This is a genomic window from Streptomyces sparsogenes subsp. cuspidosporus (assembly GCF_039532705.1).
GTDB lineage: Bacteria > Actinomycetota > Actinomycetes > Streptomycetales > Streptomycetaceae > Streptomyces > Streptomyces sparsogenes.
The window spans coordinates 209,209-230,322 of sequence record NZ_BAAASD010000003.1 but is presented as its reverse complement, the minus strand read 5'-3'; the positions used below and the strand labels follow the sequence as shown (position 1 = coordinate 230,322).

The window sequence follows — 21,114 nt, the reverse complement described above, 5'->3', positions numbered from 1 at the left end:
AGCGCGTGGACTTCCGGCTCACGGATGACCAGCGGGCGCTGCGGGCGGGCGTCCGCGAACTGCTGGAGGGGCGGTTACCCCGGGAGCGGCTCCGGGCGGCCGTGGACGGCGGGCCGCCCGGCGTGGACCGGGCGCTGTGGCGGGAGCTGGGCGGCGCCGGGTTCTTCGCCCTGCGGCTGCGGGAGGCGGACGGCGGGGTGGGGCTCGGCCTGCCGGAGGCGGTGCTGGCCTTCGAGGAGGCCGGCCGGGCGCTGCTGCCCGGGCCGCTGGTCGCCACGCACCTGGCGGCCGGGGTGGTGGAGGGTGCGGCCGAGGGCCGGGCCGTGGTCACGGCGCTGGACACGGCGGGGGACGGGGTCGGGGTGGTGGACGGGGCGGGGGCCTTGGTCGAGCATCTGGCGTCCGCCGACGCCGTGCTGGCGATCGGCGCCCCCGACGACGGCGACATCGAGGCGCTGCCCGCCGCCGGACTCGCCCGCGCTGCGCGGCCGGTACGGTCCGTGGACCCGACGACCCCGCTGCATCGCGTGCCCCACCCGGACCGCGTGGCGTACCCGGGCCGTGTGCCCTGCCCGGACCGTGTGGCGTACCCGGGCCGACTGGCCGCCCCGGCCCGGCCGGCCGGGCCGGGGCGGCCAGTCGGCCGGTTCCGCCGGGAGGCGGTGCTGCTGACCGCCGCCCTGCAAATGGGCAGCGCCGCCCGTACGGTCGAGATGGCCGTGCGCCACGCCCGGGAGCGCTTCCAGTTCGGCCGCCCGATCGGCGCCTTCCAGGCCGTGCAGCACCTGTGCGCCGGGATGCTGGTGCGCGCGGAAACGGCCAGAAGCGTGGTTTACGCCGCCGCGGTCACAGAAGACGCGGGTGAAGTGGCCGCCGCCAAGCTGCTGGCCGACGAGGCCGCGGTCCATAACGCCCGGGACTGCCTACAGGTCCATGGAGGGATGGGCTTCACCTGGGAGGCCGATGTCCATCTGCACCTCAAGCGGGCCTGGGTGCGGGCCGAACAGTGGCAGAGGGCGGCCGATGCCGAGGAGGAACTGGCGGCCGGGCTGCTGCGCTTCGGCGTATGAGGTTTGTCGCCCGACTTCGTGGAAACGCCTGAATTGTTCAGATGTCGCGATTCCTGGGGGAATCCCCAGGGTCTAGAGGTGACCGAGCGTTGATACCGGGTTGTTTCCTAGGCGTGACTCGTCACACGAGGGAGTCGGGCCCGCGCTCCGGTACTCTCCGTTGCGTGCGAGCGGTTTTGAGGTGCGGCGATCCCGGTGTGGCCCGTGGGGCGACTCCGGGCATGCCGATGTGCCCCGCTCACACGGGGTGTGCCCACCTGGCGCCCCGGTGTTCGACTCCCAGCAGCGCGCGTCGCACAGTATGCCGCATGCATACTCCTTGGCGCTGGAATATGACCGAAGCGCTTGTTGGGGTGACTGTACGTCAACCATGCTGTCTCGCAGGGGAGTCACGTTCCGTGACCTCTTGGAGGTACGAGGCGATGTGTCCGCCGGTTCGGATGGTGTGAGCGGTGCAGGTGCTTCAGATGCAGATGGAGGTCCGGCCCGACCCCGCGGAGGTGAGTCGTGCCCGTCGGTGGGCGCGTTCGCGGCTCGCCGGGTCCGGGATAGGGGTGGACGAGCCGCTTGCCGAGACGCTGATCCTGCTGATTTCGGAGCTCGTGACCAACGCCGTGGTGCACACGGGCTGCCCTGCGGTGCTGCGCATGCTCTTCCCCGCGCAGGGCGAGGGCGGCGGCCCAGGCGCCGGCGGCCGGGGCGGTCGTGGGCCGGGCTGCGGCACGGTCCGGGTCGAGGTCGCCGACACCAGCGACCGGGCGCCGCGGCGGCGGTGCGCGAGCGAGGACGCCACCAACGGGCGCGGCCTGGAGCTGGTCGACGGTCTGGCGGACCGGTGGGGCTGGCACCCGGAGGGCGAGGGCAAGCGCATCTGGTGCGAGGTGGACCGAGGTACCCGTGGGGGACTTGGAGCGTACGGAACGCATGAGGACGTGGCCCTGACGGGGCGCACGAGCCCCCATGCGCCGTCACAAATCGGGCGTAGTCGACAAAGTCCAGACCAGGTGTTGACGTGATGTGGTTGCTTGATCACTCTAGGATCGGCGATTCGTCGCGAGGGGACGTCGAGGACTCCGGGGCTCCTGGGGGCCGTGTGCTCCCGGGCCGGTTCCTCGGCGAGTGCGGGTCGCTGCCCGGCGCGTGACAGGGCATCGGCGCCGGAGCCGGGTGGCGGTGCGCGGTGCCGTGCTCGGGGTGCGCATGAGCGCGCCGCCGCCCGACAGACCCGTCCCTCGCCCCCGTCCCCGAACTCTCGGCGGGACTACAGGACCGCCACGGGTGCGACGGGGCTCCCCGCGCCGCCGACGAAGGGCTCGGGCGTGGCCGACAGCAGAAACGTGTAGCGCCCCTCCTCCGCGCAGGCCTCCGACAGCCCCTCCAGATTCCAGTTCTGGCCCTGCTGCATCCCCATCTCGACGAGATCCAGGGCGTGGACCGGCAGCCACAGGTTCTCGATCTCCGGGGGGAAGATCTCGAAGGTGAGGGTGTCGTTGGCGACCGCGGCCACGTCCCGGGCGTGGAACCACTCCGGGGTGCGCAGGGACAGCCCGGGGGACGGGAAGGCGTACGCCTCCTTCTCGCCCGCGAGATAGCGCCGGATCTGGCCGGTGCGCACCAGCACGATGTCGCCGGGGCGGACGGTGGTCCTCGCCAGCGCCTCGGCGGCCTCCAGGTCCTCGGGCGTGACGGCGTGGCCGTCGGGGAGCCGGTCGAGCCCGCGGGCGCGGGCGACGTCGAGGAGTACCCCACGCGAGACGATGTGCCGCGCCTTGTCGATGCCGCTGAAGGCGGCGCGGCCGTGGGCGGTGACAGAGCCGGCGGGGCGGCCGTTGTAGATCCGGCCCGAGTGCGAGACATGGGTCAGCCCGTCCCAGTGGGTGCCCGCCTGTAGCCCCATCGTCACCGCGTCGTCGCTGGTGGCCACGGTGTCCGGGCCGAACATCTCCAGGTTGACGGCGACCATGGTGTGCAGCGGGTTGACCCGGCCCGGGATGACCCCGGTCTGCACCCCGTCCTGCTGGAGCGGCACCGCGAGCGGGATGCGGCGGCCGCTGCGTATGGTCGCCGCGGCGTCCCTGACCACCTCGTCGGTGATCAGGTTGAGCGTGCCGATCTCGTCCGCCTCCCCCCAGCGGCCCCAGTTGTTGACGCGTTTGGCGATGTCGTGGAATTCGGGCGGCAGGGCCATGGAACCTCCTCGGTTCGGCTTCCGGTCGGGTTTCCGCCGGGGGCTTGTACTCGGGCCGCGTCTGCTCAAAAATCTAACGGACCGTCAGATACTCCGGGAGGGGACGCGGCGTGGGGAACTTCTTGGCCGGCAAGGTGGTCGCCGTCACCGGGGCCGGGCGCGGCATCGGCCGGGCCGTGGCTATGGCGTGCGCGGCCGAAGGGGCCCAGGTCGTCGTCAACGACTACGGGGTCTCGATCGAGGGCGGCGAACCCAGCAGCGAGGTCGCCGAGGCGGCCGTCAAGGAGATCGAGGCGGCGGGCGGCACGGCGGTGGCCGTCGCCGACGACGTCTCCACCATGGCGGGCGGGCAGCGGATCGTCGACACCGCGCTCCAGCACTACGGGCGGCTCGACGGCGTGGTGTGCGTCGCCGGGATCCTGCGCGAGCGGATGCTCTTCAACATGACCGAGGAGGAGTGGGACCCCGTCGTCGCCACCCACCTCAAGGGCACCTTCACGGTCTTCCGGGCGGCCTCCGCGGTGATGCGCGCCCAGCGCTCCGGCACCCTGATCGGCTTCACCAGCGGCAACCACCAGGGCAGCGTGGCGCAGGCCAACTACGCCTCCGCCAAGGGCGGGATCATCTCCCTGGTGCGCAGCGCCGCGCTGGGCCTCCACAAGTACGGGGTGACCGCGAACTGCGTCGCGCCGGTCGCCCGGACCCGGATGTCGGCCAACGTGCCCATGGAGCTCAAGGAGATCGGCGAGCCGGAGGACGTCGCGGCGCTGGTCGTCTATCTGCTGAGCGACCGGGCACGGGACGAGAAGATCACCGGACAGGTCTACACGATCGCGGGACCCAAGATCGCGGTCTGGGCCCAGCCGCGGGAGCTGCGCGCCGGATACGCGGAAGGCGCCTGGACCCCGGAGAAGATCGCCGACTTCCTCCCGGGCACGGTCGGGACCGACCCCATGCCGATGCTCGCGCAGCTCGACGCCATGGCCAAGGCCGCGGCCGAGGGCCAACGCCCCAACGCGTGACCGGCCCCGCGGGCGCGGGACGGAGACGGGAGAAGCCGTGGACTTCGCTTTCGGACCGGACGACGAACGCTTTCGCACCCGCGCCCGCGACTGGCTCGGCGAGCACGCCAACGGAGCGGCGGACCGCCGCGCCTGGGAGCGGGAGCTGGGCGCCGGCGGCTGGATCGGGCTCGGCTGGGACCGTACGCACGGCACCTACGGCAACCGGCCCGCCACCCTGACCCAGCAGGTCGTCTGGGCCGAGGAGTACGCCCGTGCCGGGGCCCCCGCCCGGCTCGGCCACATCGGCGAGAACCTCCTCGCCCCGACCCTGCTCGCCCACGGCGACGACGCCCAGCGCGCCCGCTTCCTGCCCCCCGTGGCCCGTGGCGAGGAGCTGTGGTGCCAGGGCTACAGCGAGCCCGGGGCCGGATCGGACCTCGCCGGGGTGCGGACCCGCGCCGTCCGCGACCCGGGCGACGGCACCTACCGCGTCACCGGACAGAAGATCTGGACCTCCCTGGCCCAGGAGGCCGACTGGTGCTTCGTGCTGGCGCGCACCGAGGAAGACTCACACCGCCATCACGGTCTCTCCTTTCTTCTCGTACCGATGGACCAGCCCGGCCGGGTCGAGGTGCGCCCGATCCGGCAGCTGACCGGCGACGCCGAGTTCAACGAGGTCTTCTTCGACGGCGCGGTGGCACGCGCCGAACACCTCGTCGGCGGCGCCGGCCAGGGCTGGCGCGTCGCCATGGGTCTGCTCGCCACGGAGCGCGGCGTCTCCACCTTCGCCCAGCAGATCGGCTTCGCCCGGGAGCTCGACCGGGTCGTGCGGCTGGCCCTGTGCACCGGCGCCGCCGCCGACCCCGTGCTGCGCGACCGGCTCACCCGTCAGTGGGCCGAGCTGAAGACCATGCGCTGGAACGCGCTGCGGACCCTGGGCGGGGCGCAGGACCCCGGCGCGCCCAGCGTCGCCAAGCTGCTGTGGGGCGGCTGGCACCAGCGGCTTGGCGAACTGGCCGTGCGGGTGAGGGGCGCCGCGGCCGCGCTCGGTCCCGAGCGGTGGACCGCCGACCGGCCGTACGCACTCGACGACGCGCAGCGCCTCTTCCTCTTCTCCCGCGCCGACACCATCTACGGCGGCTCGGACGAGATCCAGCGGAACATCATCGCCGAGCGCGTTCTCAACCTCCCTAAGGAATCACGCGGATGAACACGGACGGGCCGAAGACGGACAGCGCGCCCGCGCGAGCGGGGCAGGGACGGGCGGCGCAGGCACGGGCGCGGCAGGCACGGGCGGGGCAGGGCCGGGCGGCGTACGGGCACTGGATCGGCGGCGGCTGGCGGCGGCCCGGACCGGGCCACTATCCGGTCACCAATCCCGCCACCGAGCAGACCGTCGGCCACGCCCCGGAGGCCGACGCGGCCGACGTCGACGCCGCCGTGAGCGCGGCACGGGACGCCTACGAGGGGTGGGCGCGCACCGCCCGCCGTGAGCGCGCCGCCGTGCTCGACCGCGCCGCCGCCCTGATCGCCGAACACGCCCCCGACCTGGTCCCGCTCGCCCAGGCCGAGACCGGTGCGACCCTGCGCGTCGCCAGGGCCATGCAGGTGCCCCCGGCCGCCGACCGCTTCCGCCGGTACGCGCGCGGCGCCGTCGAGCCCGACACGGTCCCGCTCGCTCCCGTGCCCGTGGCCGCCACGCCGCTGGCTCCCGGCGGGCTCATCGGCGCGGCCGCTATCCGCCGCCCCATGGGTGTGGTGGGCTGTATCACCTCCTACAACTTTCCCCTCGCCAACCTCGCGGGCAAGGTCGCCCCGGCCCTGGCGATGGGCAATACGGTCGTCGCCAAACCGGCCCCGCAGGACCCCCTGTGCTGTTTGGAACTCGGCCCCCTGCTGAAGGAGGCCGGGCTCCCGGACGGTGTCTTCAATGTCGTCACCGGGTCGGGCGCGGCCGCGGGCGAGGCACTCGTGGCGCACCCCGGTGTCGACATGGTCAGCTTCACCGGCTCCACCGCCGTGGGAAGGAAGATCGCCGAATCCGCAGGCCACTCGATGAAGCGCACCCTGATGGAGCTCGGGGGCAAGGGCGCGGCCATCGTCCTTGGGGACGCCGACGAGTCGGTGATCAAGTCGGCGGTCGGGGCGGTCGGTTCGACCTGGTCCTTCCACAGCGGGCAGATCTGCACGGCGCCGACCCGCGTGCTCGTCCATCGATCGCTGTACGAGAAGGTCATCGCCGCACTCACACGGTATGCGAGATCGCTGACGGTCGGGGACCCTGTGGATAACTCCACGATCGTCGGCCCGCTGATCTCCGCGGCCCAACGCGACCGCGTCGAGGCGTACCTCGCCGGCGCCCGTGAGCAGGGCGCCCGGATCGCGGTGGGCGGCGAACGGCCTGCCGCCGAGCCCGGCTTCTATGTCGCCCCCGCCCTGATCACCGACGCGACCCCCGACATGACCGTCGCGCAGGAGGAGATCTTCGGCCCGGTCGTCGTCGCCCTCCCCTTCGAGGACGAGGACGAGGCGGTCCGCATCGCCTGCTCCACCCCGTACGGCCTGTACGACTACGTCTTCAGCGCCGACGCGGGCCGCGCCTGGGCCCTCGCCGCCCGCCTGCGCAGCGGCAACGTCGGCATCAACACCGTCCAGCGCCACCCCGAGACGCCGTTCGGCGGCTTCAAGCACAGCGGGGTGGGACGCGACGGCGGCTCGTTCGGCCTGCACGCGTACAGCGAACTCCAGTCGCTGGTCTGGGCTTCGTGAGACCGGCCCGGCCCGGGTGCCAGAAGCGGGGCCGGACGAGGGACGGGAAGGGGAGTGTGAAGCGGTGATGAGAGGCGTCATCTTCGACGGCACCGAGCCACGGGTGGTCGACGACCTGGAGATCCGGGAGCCCGGCCCCGGGGAGGTGCTGGTCTCCGTCGCCGCCGCCGGGCTGTGCCACAGCGACCTGTCCGTCCTCGACGGCACGATCCCCTTCCCCGTGCCCGTCGTGCTCGGCCACGAGGGCGCGGGCACGGTGGCGGCGGTCGGCTCCGGCGTCACCCACGTCGCCCCCGGCGACCATGTCGCCCTGTCCACCATCGCCAACTGCGGGACCTGCGCAGACTGCCACCGCGGCCGCCCCACCATGTGCCGCAAGGCGATCGGCAGGCCCGGCCGGCCGTTCACCCGCGGCGGGCGGCCGCTGTTCAACTTCGCCTCGAACTCCGCCTTCGCCGAGCGGACGCTGGTCAAGGCGGTGCAGGCCGTCAAAATCCCCGAGGACCTCCCGCTCACCTCGGCCGCCCTCATCGGCTGCGGCGTCCTCACCGGCGTCGGCGCCGTGTTCAACCGCGCCCGGGTCGACCGCGGCGAGTCGGTCGTCGTCATCGGCACCGGCGGAATCGGGCTCAATGTGCTGCAGGGCGCCAGGATCGCCGGGGCCGCGCCGATCGTCGCCGTCGACTCCAATCCCGCGAAGGAGTCCCTGGCCAGGGAGTTCGGCGCCACGCACTTCGTCTCCTCGGCGGCCGCCGCGCGGGAGGTCCTGCCCTCGGGCGCCGACCACGCCTTCGAGTGCGTCGGTAGCACCCGGCTCATCCGCGAGGCCGTGGACCTGCTCGACCGGCACGGCCAGGCGGTGCTGCTCGGCGTGCCGCCCGCCGACGCCGAAGCGTCCTTCCTCGTCTCCTCCTTGTATCTGGACAAGGCGATCCTGGGCTGCCGCTACGGCTCGGCCCGGCCGCAGCGCGACATCGCCCTGTACGCCGACCTCTACCGCCGGGGCCGACTGCTGCTGGACGAACTGGTCACCCGCACCTACCCCGCCGAGGACTTCCCGAAGGCCGCCGACGACGCGCGGGCGGGCCGGGTGGCCCGGGCCGTGCTCACGTTCTGACGGGCTGCCCGTCGACGCAGATGCCGGCCGTGACACGGAAGGTGCGCCGGTAGGCGGTGGGGGAGACGCCGAGTGCCGCCTGCAGGTGCTGCCGCATCGACGCGGCCGTGCCGAAGCCCGCGTCCCGCGCCACCTGGTCCACCGACAGGTCGGTGCGCTCCAGCAGGTGCCTGGCCCGCTCCACGCGCTGCTGGACGAGCCACTGCCCGGGGCTGATCCCGACCTCCTCGCGGAAGCGGCGGGTGAAGGTCCGTACGCTCATCGACTCCTGGTCGGCCAGTTCGCGCAGCGAGATGGGGTGCTCCAGGCGGCTCAGGGCCCAGGCGCGGGCCGCCGTCGTGGTCGCCTGCTGCGGCTCGGGGAGCGGGCGCTCGATGTACTGCGCCTGGCCGCCGTCGCGGTACGGCGGCACCAGGCTGCGCCGGGCGACCTCGTTGGCGACGGTCGCGCCGTGATCGCGCCGCACCACGTGCAGGCACAGGTCGATGCCCGAGGCGACGCCCGCGGAGGTGAGCACGTCGCCGTCGTCGACGAACAGCACGTCCGGGTCGACCGCGATGGACGGGAAGAGCTCCCGGAAGTGGGCGACGCTGTGCCAGTGGGTGGTGGCGGGGCGGCCGTCGAGCAGCCCGGCGGCCGCGAGCACATAGCCGCCGGTGCAGATGGAGATCCAGCGGACGCCGGGCCGGGCGTGGGCCAGCGCGGCGGCGAGCTCGGGGGTGAGCCTGCCCTCCGTATGGACCGGCCCCAGTTCGTAGGAGGCGGGCACGACGATGGTGTCGGCACCGGCCAGCGCCTCGGGGCCCTGCTCGACGACGATCGGGAAGTCGGCGTCCGTCGGCACCTCTCCGGGCCGGAGCGTGCAGCTGAACACCTCGTAGAGCCGGCGCCCCTCGGAGCGGGCCTTGCCGAAGATCCGGAAAGGGATGCCCAGCTCGAAGGGGATCACGCCGGGCAGGACGAACACGGCGACGCGATGGCGCCCCGCGGGCTTCCCGGACACGGACTCCGCGGGCGCGGGCTTCCCGGGCGCCGGTTTCCCGGGCGCGGGGTCCGCAGCGGCGGGCTTTCGGGCTGCGCCGGGCTTTCGGCGGGCCTCGGGCATCGGGCCTCCACGGCTGGCCTGGGGAATGTCGTGGCCCGATCCTAGCGAATGCTGTCCCTCGGGCCACTCGTACGGACCGGGCGGGGCCCCGATGCTGATCCGGTGACACAGACAACCGAACTTCCAGGGACTCCCGGACAGGACGAGCGGCCCGTTCCACCCCGGCGGCAGCCGAGGATCCACCGGGCGTGGTGGGTGGCCGCCGTCACCTTTGTGACGATCGTCGGCGCGGCCGGCTTCGCCTCGCTGCCCGGTCTGCTGATCGACCCCCTGCACGAGGAATTCGGCTGGTCACGGGGGCTGATCGGGTTCGCGGTATCCGTGAATCTCGCGCTCTATGGGCTCACCGCTCCCTTCGCCGCCGCCCTTATGGACCGCTTCGGCATCCGTAAGGTCGTCGCCTGCGCGCTCACGGTGATCGCCGCGGGCGCGGCGCTCACGGTCTTCATGACCGCCGCCTGGCAACTCGTCCTCTGCTGGGGCGTCCTCGTGGGCATCGGCAGCGGCTCCATGGCGCTGGCCTTCGCCGCGACCGTCACCAACCGGTGGTTCGTCCAGCGGCGCGGCCTGGTCACCGGCATCCTCACGGCGGGAGGTGCCTCTGGCCAGCTGGTGTTCCTGCCGGCCCTGTCGTGGATCGTGGAGCACCACCACTGGCGCCCGGCCGCGGTCACGGTGGCGGTCGCCGCGTTCGCCGTCGTGCCCTTTGTCTGGCTGCTGCTGCGCGACCACCCGGCCGATGTGGGCCTGGCCGCGTACGGGGCCGAGGGGCCGCCCACCCCGAAGCCCGCCCCGCGGCGGGGTGCGGCCCGAAGGACGATCACCGCCCTGGTCTCGGCCGCGCGCACCGGACCGTTCTGGCTGCTGGCCGGGACCTTCGCGATCTGCGGCGCCTCCACCAACGGCCTGGTCAAGACCCACTTCGTGCCCGCCGCGCACGACCACCACATGCCGGTGACGGTCGCCGCGAGCCTGCTCGCGGTCATCGGGATCTTCGACATCGTGGGCACGGTGGCCTCCGGCTGGCTCACCGACCGCTTCGACGCGCGGCGGCTGCTCGCCGTCTATTACGCGCTGCGCGGGCTGTCGCTGATGTTCCTGCCGCTCCTGCTGGCGGACAGCGTGCGCCCCCCGATGATCTTCTTCATCGTCTTCTACGGACTCGACTGGGTCGCGACCGTGCCGCCCACCATCGCCCTGTGCCGCGAGCACTACGGCGAGGACAGCGCGATCGTCTTCGGGTGGGTGCTGGCCTCCCACCAGGTGGGCGCGGGGCTGGTGGCCTTCGTCGGCGGGGTGGTGCGGGACGCCTTCGGGTCGTACGACATGGTCTGGTACGGGGCGGGCGCGCTGTGCGCGATGGCCGCCCTGATGGCCCTGGTGATCCGGCGGGAGCGGGAGGAAGTCCCCCGGGTCGCCTAGCTCTCGGCCTGGTCGCGGGGGGCCAGGGAGGCGAATTCGCCGCGGTGGAAGAGGAGGGGGCCGGACCGGGCGGCGAGGTCGTCCGTGCCGAGGGCGCGGACGCGGCCCACGACCACGAGGTGGTCGCCGCCGGTGTGCACGGCGTGGACCGTGCAGTCGATCCACGCCGGGACGCCGGCGAGCCGCGGCGAGCCGGTCACCGGGGACGGCCGATAGGGGACGCCCGCGAACTTGTCCGGCCGCCGGGAGCCGCTCACCGCGAAGCCACGGCACAGCTCGCCCTGGCCCGCCCCCAGGACGTTGACGCAGAAGACCCCGGCGCGGGCGATGCGCGGCCAGGTCGTGGAAGTGCGGGCGACCATGAAGGCGACCAGCGGCGGGTCGAGGGAGAGCGAGGAGAAGGACTGGCAGGCGAACCCGGTCGGGCCCGCCTCGTCGACGGCCGCGATGACCGTGACGCCACTCGCGAAGTGGCCCAGGACCCGCCGGAATTCCGCCGGATCCAGCGGAAGGCGCTCGTCCGCGCCGACGGCGCGCAGGGCGGGGCGGCCTGGGCGGGGTGGCGCCGGGTCGGTGGGCGACAGGGGGGCGGGGTGCCGCGCGGCGGCGGTCGGCGAGCCGACCGAGCGCAGGTAGCGGACCGCGGTGGCTGCCATACCGGCGTGTCCCATCATGATTCCATTGAATCTGATGTGTCGTCAGATAGGAAGCCCCGGAGCGGGGGATGCCGGGGCGGGGGATGCCTGAGCGGGGGATGCCGGGGCGGAGGCGCCTGGGGGGTAGGCGCCGGAGCGGTGTGCTTCAGCGGCCCCGGTACCGGGGCGCGCGGCGCTCCGTGAAGGCGCGGACGCCCTCCCGCGCGTCCGCCGTGGTCATGTTGATTTCCTGGGCCGCCGCCTCGGCGGCGAACGCGGCCGCGCGGTCGGCCCCCAGCGACTCGTTCACCAGCTGTTTGGTGAGGGCGATGGCCCGGGTCGGGCCGCCGGCCAGGCGCTCGGCCCACTCGCGGGCGGTCCCGGCCAGATCGCCGTCCGGGACGACCCGGTTGATCAGGCCGATCCGCTCGGCCTCGGCGGCGGACAGCGCGTCGCCGAAGAACATCAGCTCCTTCGCCCGTTGCGGGCCCACCAGGCGGGGGAGGAGGTAGGCGCCGCCGCCGTCGGGCACCAGCCCGCGGCGTACGAAGACCTCGATGAACCGGGCCGACTCCGCGGCGAGCACCAGGTCGCAGGCGAAGGCGAGATGGGCGCCGAGCCCGGCGGCGGTCCCGTTCACGGCGGCGACGACCGGCTTCTCGCAGTCCAGCACGGCGGCGATCAGCCGCTGCGCCCCGCGCCGGATCAGCCGGGCCACGTCGCCGGCGACCCGCTCCTGCCCGCCGGTGCCGGCACCGGTTTCTGCGTCCGTGCCGGTGCCGGTTTCTGCGTCCGTGCCGGTGCCGGTGCCGGTGCGGGTGTCTGCGCTGGCACCGGCGCTCGTGCTGGCGCCCGCGTTCGTGCCCGTCCCCGGGGCCGGCCGGCCGCCGCCGCGCAGGTCGGCGCCCGCGCAGAAGCCCTTGCCGGTGGCGGTGAGCACGACGGCCCCGACCGCCGGGTCGGCGGAGGCGTCGTCGAAGCGGGAAATCAGGCGTTCGCGCTGGTCAGGGGTGATGGCATTCATCGCGGCCGGGCGGTTCAGGGTGATCCAGGCCACTCCGTTGTCAGTGGCGTGCCGTACAACGGACTCAGGTGATTCTTCGGGGGAGGACGTCATGGGTGAATTCCCTTGGGCAGGGGCTCGGATGGTGGTCCGGGCGCGCGGGCCGGGCTGCGTCTCAGCGGCACACGGCCAGCGCGTCGAGGGCCACCGCGCCCTGGCCCCGGGGCAGCACCATCAAGGGGTTGACGTCGAGTTCGGCGAGGTCGTCCCCGAGCTCCAGGGCCATCCGCTGGACGCGGAGGACGACCTCGACCAGGGCGTCCACATCGGCGGGCGGCATGCCGCGCACGCCGTCCAGCAGGGCGCGGCCGCGCAGTTCGGTGAGCATCGCGCGCGCCTGGTCCTCGCCGAAGGGCGGCACGCGGACGGCCGTATCCCGCAGCACCTCGACGAGCACGCCGCCGAGACCGACGGTGACGGTCGGCCCGAAGAGGCTGTCGTGCGTGACGCCGACGACCATCTCCACCCCGCGTTCGACCATCTGGCAGACCAGCACGCCGTCCAGCTCGACGCCTTCGTAGCGGGCGATGTCGGTGAGGTCGCGATAGGTGTCGCGGACCTGGCTCGCGGAGGTGAGACCGAGCCTGACCAGGCCCAGTTCGGTCTTGTGGGCGAGCTGCGGGGCGGAGGCCTTCATGACGACCGGATAGCCGACCAGGCCGGCGGCGCGGACGGCCGCCGCCGCGCTGGTCACCAGCTGTTCGCGCGGCACCCGGATGCCGTACGCCCGCAGCAGCTGCTTCGCGGCGTGCTCGCTCAGCCGCTCGCCAGGGCGCAGCAGTGCCTGGGCCTTGCGGACCGAGGGGGAGGGGGTGCGGGGGGCGTCGTCGAAGGGGGAGCGGTAGCTCGCCGTGAAGCGGTGGTGGTCCAGATAGGCGCGGACGGCGGTGATGCAGTTGGCGAAGGTCCGGAAGGTGGCGACGCGGGAGGAGCCGAGCAGGGTGGTGCGGTAGGCGGGCTCGGTGCCGACCGGCGAGCCCCACACCACGCACACCAGCTTGTCCGTGTGCTCCGCCGCGTCCACCAGGTCCTGCGCCAGCTTGTCGCTCATCGGGGGAAACGGCCCGGTGATGGGACAGATCAGCACGCCGACGGACGGGTCGGCGAGGATGGCGTCGATGATCTTCCGGCCGCGCCAGTCGCCGACGGGGTGGCCGCCGTTGTCGACCGGGTTGGCGACGCTGAGGTCCCCGGGTATCCACTGGTGGAGTTCGGCCTGCTTCTCGGGGGAGAGCGTGGGCAGCGGAAGCCCGGCGGCGGTCGCGAGGTCGGAGAAGTGGGCGCCGGTGCCCCCGGAGATCGAATAGACCACGACGCCCTCGGCGCGCGGCGGCCGGGCCCGGGCCAGCAGCGCGGCCGTGTCCTGCAGCTCGTCGAGGCCGTCGACCCGGATCACGCCGAACTGCCGCATGGCCGCGTCCACGACCGTGTCCGAGCCGGTCAGCTTGCCGGTGTGGGAGGCGGCCGTGCGGGCCCCGGTCTCGGTCCGGCCGACCTTGACGGCCACGACGGGCACCTTGGCGCGGGCGGCGCGGTCGGCGGCCAGCAGGAAGCTGCGCCCGTCCTTGAGCCCTTCCACGTACATCGCGATGGCGCCGACCTCGGGCCGGGAGGCGAAGTAGGAGATGAAGTCGGCGGTCTCCAGGTCGGCCTCGTTGCCGGTGGGGGCCCAGTGGCTGAGCCGGATGCCCAGCTCCTGGAGGGTGAAGACGGGGCGGCCCTGGTGGCCGGACTGGGTGATGAGGGCGATCGCCGGGCCTTCCAGGTCCTCGCGGAACTCCTCGAAGGCGTTGAGGTTGGTGTTGGGGCCCAGGAGGCGCAGCCCGCCCCGCCGTACGGCGGCGGACAGCCGGGCCTGGGCGGCGGCGCCCTCGGCGCCGGTCTCGGCGAATCCGGAGGCGAAGGCGACCGCGAACTTGACCTTGGCGGAGGCGAGCTCCTCGACGAGGGGGAGGGGGTCGCGGACGAGGAGGACGGCGAGGTCGACCGGTTCGGGCAGGTCGGCCACGGACGGGACGCAGGGGAGGCCGAAGACGGCAGGACGGGAGGGATGCACGGGGTGCAGGCGTGCGCCGACGCGCTCGGCCCAGGCGATCAGCTGCCGGGTGATGCCGGAGTTGGGGCGCCCCTCGGCGTCGGAGGCACCGATGACGGCCACCGACTCGGGGCGGAAGAAGCGGTCGAGATCGGGGACGGTGGAGTGCAGCGGGCGGCCGCTGACGTCCACGTCCTCGACGGCCGCCGACCTGCCGTGGACATGGACGGCGGGGCCGGGAGGCCGGCCGCAGGCGGCGACACGGGCGTGACGGGAGTTGGTGGTGAGGGTGCCGTGAGTCGATCCAAGCATCGGTATCCGCCACTCCTGCTCGTTGGCGACAAGCCAGATAACTGACGTCGAGTCAGATTACTCGGGAGTCAGATTAACGGAACTGACGCCATGTCAGGAATGGGGGTGCGTGGACCAAACACAGGTGACGAGGGCCGCCCTCGGGGCGGTGAGGTGATGGTGCCCGGCGGATTCGGGGGTCACGCCGGGCGGGGGCGGTGATATCACGCCGTTGTGCGGTCGACGGCCCTGGCGATTTTGCGCGCGTCGATGGCGAGCTCGCGGAGCATGCCGCTGATCGGGTTCGTATAGCCCGTGAAGTGCAGTCCCGGGGCGGAGGGGACCGTGCGCGGGCCGTGGGCCAGCGGTTTGCCCTGCCCGTCGAGCACGTCCAGGTGGCCGACCAGGTCCTCCAGGCCGCGCCGGTAGCCGGTCGCCGCGATCACGGTGTCGGGGCCGACGCGGGAGCCGTCGGCCAGCGCCACCTTGTCCTGCTCGAAGGACTCGACCGCCGCCACCACCTCCACCTTTCCCGTCCGGACCGCGTCGATGAGCCCGACGTCCTGCACCGGTATCGCGCCTTGGCGCACCCGTGTGTACAGGCCGGTCTCCGGCCAGGGCAGCCCGCGCTCGCTCAGGTCCGGCATGGTGAGCCGGCACATCGCCCGGGCGGCCCGGTCCACCAGGGGCGCCGGGAGCCGCCGCACCAGGATGCCGGAGGCCTGCGTGGGCCAGCCCGCCGTCGAGCGCCGCAGGATGTGCGGGGCGGTGCGCACCGCCAGCCGCACCCGGGCCGCGCCGCCCTCCACGAGGTCGACCGCGATCTCGGCGCCCGTGTTGCCGACGCCGACGACCAGGACGTCCTGGCCCCGGTACGGGTCGGCGTTGCGGTAGCGGCTCGCGTGCAGCAGCTCGCCGGTGAAGGTGTCCCGGCCCGGCCAGTCGGGCACGCGCGGGGTGTGGTTGTAGCCGGTGGCCACGACCACGACGGGCGAGGTGGGCGTGCGCCCGCCGGTGGCCCGCAGCACCCAGCCCGCGCCGTCCGGCGCCCGGTCGATCCGCGAGACCTCGACCCCCGTGACGATCTCCAGCCGGTGGTGCTCGACGTACTGCTCCAGATAGCGCACCACGTCGTCGCGGGCGACCCATCGCCCGTAGGCGCGCGGGATCGCGAGCCCGGGGAGGGCGGACATCCGGCGTGTGGTGTGCAGGTGCAGCCGGTCGTAATGGGCGCGCCAGGAGGCGGCGACCGCGTCCGACTTCTCCAGGACCACGGTTCGGATGCCGCGCCGGTGCAGGGCCGCCGCGGTGGCGAGCCCGCCCGGCCCGGCGCCGATCACGTACACGGGGGAGGAGTGCTCGGGGAAGGTCTCGGCCATGGGCGTGAGCGTAGTGAGGAAAATGACAGGTTTCCGTCAAATCGATTCCGAATCGATTGCGGATCGGTCACGGCCCGCGCCGTGCGGCCTCTGGGGCGACCCCTTGCGCTCCCCGGCGTTCATCCGGTGAACTGACATACCGTCAGACAGCGTGGTTGGCGGTTGGCGGTAGGTGGTTTCGGCGGACGAGAGGGGGAGCGGTGCGTACGATCTGGCTCGGCCTGTGGTGGCTGGAGAGCCGGCGGCACAATGCGCCGGAGGCCGGGGGGCTGTTCCTGTGAGCGCGCGCCCCGCGGGCGCCCCGCGCTTCGACCTGCCCGAGATCGACGGCTTCACCCGCCCCTACTGGGACGCCGCCGCCCGGGGCCACCTGCTGATCCGCCGCTGCGCGGACTGCGGGCTGGCCCACCACTACCCCCGCGAGTTCTGTCCCCGGTGCTGGAGCGAGAGCGTCGGCTGGGAGCGGGCGAGCGGTCGCGCGACCCTCTACACGTGGTCTGTGGTGCACCGCAACGACCTGCCGCCGTTCGGCGCCCGCGGCCCGTACATCGCCGCCGTCGTGGAACTCGCGGAGGGGCCGCGCATGATGACCGAGCTGGTGGGGTGCACCGGTCAGGACCTGCGCGTGGGCATGGAGCTGCGCGTGGACTTCCGCACCCTGGCCGAGGACGCCCCGGACGTGGACGCCCTGGCCGAGGACGCCCCGGACGTGGACGCCCTGGCCAAGGACGCCCCGGCCGTCCCCGTCTTCCGGCCCGCCCCCTGACCCCGGGTCATCACGGCCACAGCAACTCCCGCCGCCATCCGCCGCCTTCGCCCTCCCCCGCGCGTCGGTAGCGCAACCGTACGTGTCGCCGCCGCTCCTCCTCCTGGTAGAACTCGACCTCGTCCGCGGCCAGGACGTACAGGGTCCAGCTCGGCGCCGTCGCGTCCGGCTCCCGTTCCACCCGCTCACGTGCCGCCTCGAAGGCGCGCACCAGCTCCTCGTGCGAGCCCAGGACCTCGCTCTGCCGCCCGGCCCCGGCCAGCGCGGCGGTCAGCGCCGCCGGTGAGCGCCCGCGCAGATCCGCCGCGCTCTCCCCGGGGCCGGCCGCCGTGACCCGCCCGCCGATCCGCACCTGCCGTCCCTGCTCGGTCCAGTGGAAGCCCAGCGCCGCGTACGGGCGGGCGGCCAGCTCGCGGCCCTTGCGGCTGGTGCGGTGGGTGCCGAAGTGCCAGCCCTGCTCGTCGGCGTCGTGCAGCATCACCGTACGCACGGACGGGCGGCCCTCCGTGTCGGCGGTGGCCAGCATCATGGTGTGCGGGCCAGGGACGCCCGCCTCGGCGGCCTCGCGCAGCCACCGCCGGAACAGCGGCAGCGGCTCGCGGGGTGCGGTCGCGGGGTCGAAGGCGGGCAGCTCGCCGCTCTCGCGCACGCGCAGTCCGCGCAGCAGCGCGCGGAAATCCTCGGCGGCCTTGTCGTCGGTTCCACCCATCGGGTCGCCCTGCCTCCTCACTCGTGCCGGATGCACAGGTGAGCAGGGTGGCACAGGGTGCGCCGCCCGTACGGCCGAAGGTCAGCCGTGTCCGACCGCCTCGGTCGCGCCCGACCACCTGGGCCGCCCCGACCCCCTCATTCGTGCCCGGCCCTGTCAGTCGTGCCCGTTCCCCTCTGCCGTGCCCGGCCCCCTCAGCCGCGTCCGAGCACCACCGTCCCCGACGAGCAGAACCAGCCGCCCGTCCCCGAGGCCACGGCCAGCTCCGGCAGCCGTCCGCCCGCCTTGTGGACCTGCCGATCGCCCGCCTCCCCGCGTAGCTGCCGCACGGCCTCGACCAGCAGGAACAGCCCGCGCATACCGGGGTGGCAGGCGGCGAGCCCGCCGCCGTCCGTGTTCGTCGGCAGCTCGCCGTCCAGCCTCAGCCGCCCCTTGCCCACGAACGCCCCACCCTCGCCCTTCGCGCAGAAGCCCAGGTCCTCCAGGGTCACCAGCGTCATATAGGTGAACGCGTCGTAGAGCTCTGCCACATCGATGTCCGACGGCCCGACCCCCGCCCGCTCGAAGGCCTGCCGCCCGGAGGCCGCGGCCGGCGAGACCGTGAAGTCCTCCCACTCGGACATGGTGGTGTGCGAGATCGCGGCGGCCGCGCCCAGCACCCACACCGGGGGCTTCGCCGTGTCGGCCACGTACTCCTCGCCCGCCAGCAGCACGGCACAGCCGCCGTCGGAGCGGATGCAGCAGTGGAGTTTGGTGAAGGGGTCGGCGATCATCGGGCCGTCCAGCACCTCGTCCACCGTGATCGGGGTGCGGAACATCGCGTCCGGGTTGTGCGCGGCGTTCGCGCGCGCCTGTACGGCGACGTCCGCGAGCTGCTCCAGGGTCGTGCCGTACTGGTGCATATGGCGGCGCGCGGCCATCGCGTACTTGGCGACCAGCGTGTGGCCGTACGGGACCTCGAACTGCAGCGGTCCGCGCGCCCCGAAGGACAGGTTGGAGGTGCGGCGGCCCGCGCGGATGTCGGCGCGGGCGGTGGAGCCGTAGACGAGGAGCACGGCGTTCGCGTGGCCCGCGGCGATGGCGTCCGCGGCGTGGGCGGCCATGACCTCCCAGGTGGAGCCGCCGACGGACGTGGAGTCGGTCCAGGTGGGGCGCAGGCCGAGGTACTCGGCCACCTCGACGGGGGCCAGCGTGCCCAGCCCGGCCGACGCGAGGCCGTCGACGGCCGACCGGTCGAGCCCGGAGTCGGCGAGGGCGCGGCGGGCGGCCTGGGCGTGGAGGGCGTAGGGGGTCGCGTCGTCGACGCGGCCGCAGTCGGAGAGGGAGACGCCGACGACGGCGACCTTGCGGGCGCGCTTGCGCTTCGCTGCGGACATAAATCTGACGGTACATCAGATACATCATCAGATGCATCGGGTGCGGGATTGCAAGGGAACCCGCGTGCGGGGTGGGAAAGTGCGCACCGTCTTCTTAATATGACGGCTCGTCAGTAGCGGAGGTGCTTGCCGATGGACGCCGCGTTCACCGAGGAACAGGACGGGATCCGCCGTACGCTGCGCGGACTGCTGCGGGAGCGATGCGGTCCCGACGAGGTCAAGGCGGCGGTTCGCACCGCGCCCGGCCACGACCCCGCCCTGTGGCGCCTCCTCGCCCGGCAGCTCGGACTGCCCGGCCTGGCCCTCCCCCCGGAGGTCGGCGGCGTCGGCTGCGGGCCCACCGAACTGGCCCTCGCCTGCGAGGAGGCCGGGCGCGCGCTCCTCCCGTCCCCGCTCACGGCCACGGCGGTGCTCGCCGCGCCCCTCGTCGACCGGCTCGGTACGGGCTCGCAGCGCGCAGCGCTGCTGCCGCGCATCGCGGACGGAGGGCTGACGGCGGCGCTTGCGGTGCCCGGCGCGGAGCTCGGCGGGGCGCTCGGTCTGACCGGCGGGGACCGGGGCGGAGGCTGGGCGGGCGGCGGGCGCGCGGGGGGCGTGCAGGCGCGGGAGTGCGGTAAGGGTGGTGGTGAGGCGGGGAACTGGCGGCTGTACGGGCAGGTGGACCAGGTCCTCGACGGGCACAGCGCCGGGCTGCTGGTCGTCGCCGCGCGCACGGGCGGCTATGCGCGCGGGCGGACGCTGCTGTTCCTCGTACGGGCCGGGGCGCCCGGCCTGGCCCGTACGAGGCTGACCGCGCTGGACGAGACGCGGCCGCAGGGCCGGATCGAGCTGCGGGACGTAGCGGCCGGGCCGCTGGGAATTCCGGACGGCGGGGGCGGGGGCGCGGGGGGCGGCGTGGCGCCGGCGGATGCGCTGGCGCGGCTGGGCACGACGGCGGCGGCCGCGCTGGCCGCCGAGGCGGTGGGCGCGGCGGACGCCGCACTGGGGCGGACGGTCGAGCACGTGCGGACGCGCGAGCAGTTCGGCCGGCCGATCGGGTCCTTCCAGGCCGTCAAGCACCGGCTGGCCGAGGTGTACGTGAAGGTGGAGGAGGCGCGGTCGGCCGCGTACTACGCGGCGTGGGCCGCGGGTAGCGCCGCGGCGGTGAGCGGGCGGGGTCCGGACACCGGGGCGGCCGTCGCGAGCGGCCTCGCGCTCGCGACGGCGCTCGAGGCGCAGCTCGCCGCGGCCGGCGCGGCGGTGCAGTTGCACGGCGGCATCGGTTTCACCTGGGAACACGACGCGCACCTCTACGTCAAGCGGGCCGCCTCCGACGAACTGCTCTTCGGGCCCGTGCACCGGCTGCGGGCGCGCGCGGCCGAGCTGGAGGGCCTGTTCGCGCAGCCGGACGGGTCCGGCGCGACCATCGACGGCCGCCTGGGCCGGAAGGCGGTGACGGTGTGAAGGCGGAGGAAGCGCGCCCGGGCCATGGGGTCCGGCTGATCCAGAAGGTCTCGTCCGGCCGGGCCTTCGCCAAGGTCGCGCCGCACGTCGTCCCGGCGCTCGACCGCGCCGTGCACCGGCTCACACGCGGCAAGGTGCTGCTGAGCGCCCGGATGCTGCCGGGGGTCATCCTGACGACGACGGGCGCGAAAAGCGGTCTGCCGCGGCGCACCCCACTGGCCTGCATGCCGGAGGGCGACGGCACCTGGCTCCTGATCGGCAGCAACTTCGGCCGGCCGGGCCACCCGGCATGGACCGCCAACCTGCTCGCCCACCCGGACGCCGAGATCAGCTGGAAGGGCCGCGACATCGCGGTCCGGGCGCGGCTGCTGGAGGGCGAGGAACGCGAGGAGGCCTGGGCGGCGGCGCTCCACTTCTGGCCGCCCTACGCGGCGTACCAGGCGCGCGTGGAGCGCCGGATCCGGCTCTTCCGCCTGACGCGGGTGACGGCGTGAGGGCGGTGACCGCGTGACGCGGGTGACCGCGTGCGGTTGGCGACCGTGTGAGGTTGGCAACCGCGTGACCGCGTGAGGCCGACGACCGGGTGCGGTCGGGGTGACACGCGCGCCGTCGGCGCCGGATCGCTTCGGCGGCGCGCAGGCGCGTATGGCGCACCGCGTCGCCTGCGGCCGTGCCGCGAGGTGCGCCGGGTGGGCGATATGGGGGCGGCTGACGGAGCGGCGCGAAGGTGGCCTGCGGGGGG

Annotated in this window: 18 protein-coding genes; 10 read left to right on the top strand and 8 right to left on the bottom strand. The window is 73.9% G+C overall.

Features of this window, described 5'->3' with window-relative positions; all coding sequences use genetic code 11:
* Window positions 1-5 precede the first annotated feature (5 nt).
* Window positions 6-1,070 (top strand): acyl-CoA dehydrogenase family protein, encoded by a 1,065-nt coding sequence (locus ABFY07_RS05340; protein WP_346173436.1) that lies wholly within the window; start codon window positions 6-8, stop codon window positions 1,068-1,070.
* A 452-nt stretch (window positions 1,071-1,522) separates the two neighbouring features.
* Window positions 1,523-2,086 (top strand): ATP-binding protein, encoded by a 564-nt coding sequence (locus ABFY07_RS05335; protein ID WP_346173321.1) that lies wholly within the window; start codon window positions 1,523-1,525, stop codon window positions 2,084-2,086.
* Between the two features lie 245 nt (window positions 2,087-2,331).
* Here the strand turns inward: ABFY07_RS05335 and ABFY07_RS05330 are convergent, their stop codons facing one another.
* Window positions 2,332-3,258, bottom strand: a complete 927-nt coding sequence (locus ABFY07_RS05330) for a cyclase family protein (protein WP_346173320.1) — start codon at window positions 3,256-3,258, stop codon at window positions 2,332-2,334.
* 110 nt (window positions 3,259-3,368) lie between these two features.
* Here ABFY07_RS05330 and ABFY07_RS05325 point away from each other — a divergent pair, with 110 nt between their 5' ends.
* The 4 genes from ABFY07_RS05325 (at window position 3,369) to ABFY07_RS05310 (ending at window position 8,148) form a co-directional block, all read left to right on the top strand.
* The gene (locus tag ABFY07_RS05325; RefSeq protein WP_065963156.1) at window positions 3,369-4,280 is read left to right on the top strand and encodes an SDR family oxidoreductase; all 912 of its coding nucleotides are present in this window, start codon (window positions 3,369-3,371) and stop codon (window positions 4,278-4,280) included.
* 37 nt (window positions 4,281-4,317) lie between these two features.
* Window positions 4,318-5,472 carry an acyl-CoA dehydrogenase family protein gene (locus tag ABFY07_RS05320; RefSeq protein WP_346173319.1) on the top strand — a complete coding sequence of 385 codons (1,155 nt, stop codon included), beginning with the start codon at window positions 4,318-4,320 and terminating at the stop codon, window positions 5,470-5,472.
* Entirely contained in the window at window positions 5,469-7,031 is a 1,563-nt protein-coding gene (locus tag ABFY07_RS05315) for an aldehyde dehydrogenase family protein (RefSeq protein WP_346173318.1), read from the top strand. The genes ABFY07_RS05320 and ABFY07_RS05315 overlap by 4 nt, the downstream gene beginning before the upstream one ends.
* A 67-nt stretch (window positions 7,032-7,098) precedes the next feature.
* Window positions 7,099-8,148 (top strand): Zn-dependent alcohol dehydrogenase, encoded by a 1,050-nt coding sequence (locus ABFY07_RS05310; RefSeq protein WP_346173317.1) that lies wholly within the window; start codon window positions 7,099-7,101, stop codon window positions 8,146-8,148.
* Here ABFY07_RS05310 and ABFY07_RS05305 read toward each other — a convergent pair.
* Window positions 8,138-9,151, bottom strand: coding sequence for a GlxA family transcriptional regulator (locus ABFY07_RS05305; protein ID WP_346173316.1), 1,014 nt, complete (start codon window positions 9,149-9,151; stop codon window positions 8,138-8,140). The genes ABFY07_RS05310 and ABFY07_RS05305 overlap by 11 nt on opposite strands.
* Before the next feature lie 150 nt (window positions 9,152-9,301).
* On the opposite strand from ABFY07_RS05305, the gene ABFY07_RS05300 reads away from it, so the two are divergent.
* Window positions 9,302-10,675 carry an MFS transporter gene (locus ABFY07_RS05300; RefSeq protein ID WP_428836856.1) on the top strand — a complete coding sequence of 458 codons (1,374 nt, stop codon included), beginning with the start codon at window positions 9,302-9,304 and terminating at the stop codon, window positions 10,673-10,675.
* Here ABFY07_RS05300 and ABFY07_RS05295 read toward each other — a convergent pair.
* The 4 genes from ABFY07_RS05295 to ABFY07_RS05280 form a co-directional block, all read right to left on the bottom strand.
* Window positions 10,672-11,331 carry a flavin reductase family protein gene (locus tag ABFY07_RS05295; RefSeq protein ID WP_065963365.1) on the bottom strand — a complete coding sequence of 220 codons (660 nt, stop codon included), beginning with the start codon at window positions 11,329-11,331 and terminating at the stop codon, window positions 10,672-10,674. The two genes, ABFY07_RS05300 and ABFY07_RS05295, sit on opposite strands and share 4 nt — an antisense overlap.
* A gap of 145 nt (window positions 11,332-11,476) precedes the next feature.
* Window positions 11,477-12,427 (bottom strand): enoyl-CoA hydratase/isomerase family protein, encoded by a 951-nt coding sequence (locus ABFY07_RS05290; protein WP_346173314.1) that lies wholly within the window; start codon window positions 12,425-12,427, stop codon window positions 11,477-11,479.
* A gap of 61 nt (window positions 12,428-12,488) precedes the next feature.
* On the bottom strand, window positions 12,489-14,720 hold the full coding sequence (locus tag ABFY07_RS05285) for an acetate--CoA ligase family protein (protein WP_065963190.1): 2,232 nt from the start codon (window positions 14,718-14,720) through the stop codon (window positions 12,489-12,491).
* A 203-nt stretch (window positions 14,721-14,923) separates the two neighbouring features.
* Entirely contained in the window at window positions 14,924-16,078 is a 1,155-nt protein-coding gene (locus tag ABFY07_RS05280; protein WP_346173313.1) for a flavin-containing monooxygenase, read from the bottom strand.
* 277 nt (window positions 16,079-16,355) lie between these two features.
* On the opposite strand from ABFY07_RS05280, the gene ABFY07_RS05275 reads away from it, so the two are divergent.
* Window positions 16,356-16,844, top strand: coding sequence for a Zn-ribbon domain-containing OB-fold protein (locus tag ABFY07_RS05275; protein ID WP_346173312.1), 489 nt, complete (start codon window positions 16,356-16,358; stop codon window positions 16,842-16,844).
* Between the two features lie 10 nt (window positions 16,845-16,854).
* Here the strand turns inward: ABFY07_RS05275 and ABFY07_RS05270 are convergent, their stop codons facing one another.
* Complete coding sequence (locus ABFY07_RS05270; RefSeq protein WP_346173311.1) at window positions 16,855-17,553, bottom strand: pyridoxine/pyridoxamine 5'-phosphate oxidase; 699 nt, start codon at window positions 17,551-17,553, stop codon at window positions 16,855-16,857.
* 194 nt (window positions 17,554-17,747) lie between these two features.
* A complete protein-coding gene (locus ABFY07_RS05265; protein WP_346173310.1) occupies window positions 17,748-18,929 on the bottom strand; it encodes a thiolase C-terminal domain-containing protein in 1,182 nt (393 codons plus the stop codon).
* Window positions 18,930-19,061: 132 nt separating this feature from the next.
* On the opposite strand from ABFY07_RS05265, the gene ABFY07_RS05260 reads away from it, so the two are divergent.
* Both ABFY07_RS05260 and ABFY07_RS05255 read left to right on the top strand, forming a co-directional pair.
* Window positions 19,062-20,372, top strand: coding sequence for an acyl-CoA dehydrogenase family protein (locus ABFY07_RS05260; RefSeq protein WP_346173309.1), 1,311 nt, complete (start codon window positions 19,062-19,064; stop codon window positions 20,370-20,372).
* Window positions 20,369-20,866 carry a nitroreductase family deazaflavin-dependent oxidoreductase gene (locus ABFY07_RS05255; RefSeq protein ID WP_346173308.1) on the top strand — a complete coding sequence of 166 codons (498 nt, stop codon included), beginning with the start codon at window positions 20,369-20,371 and terminating at the stop codon, window positions 20,864-20,866. Before ABFY07_RS05260 ends, ABFY07_RS05255 begins: the two co-directional genes overlap by 4 nt.
* Window positions 20,867-21,114 lie beyond the last annotated feature (248 nt).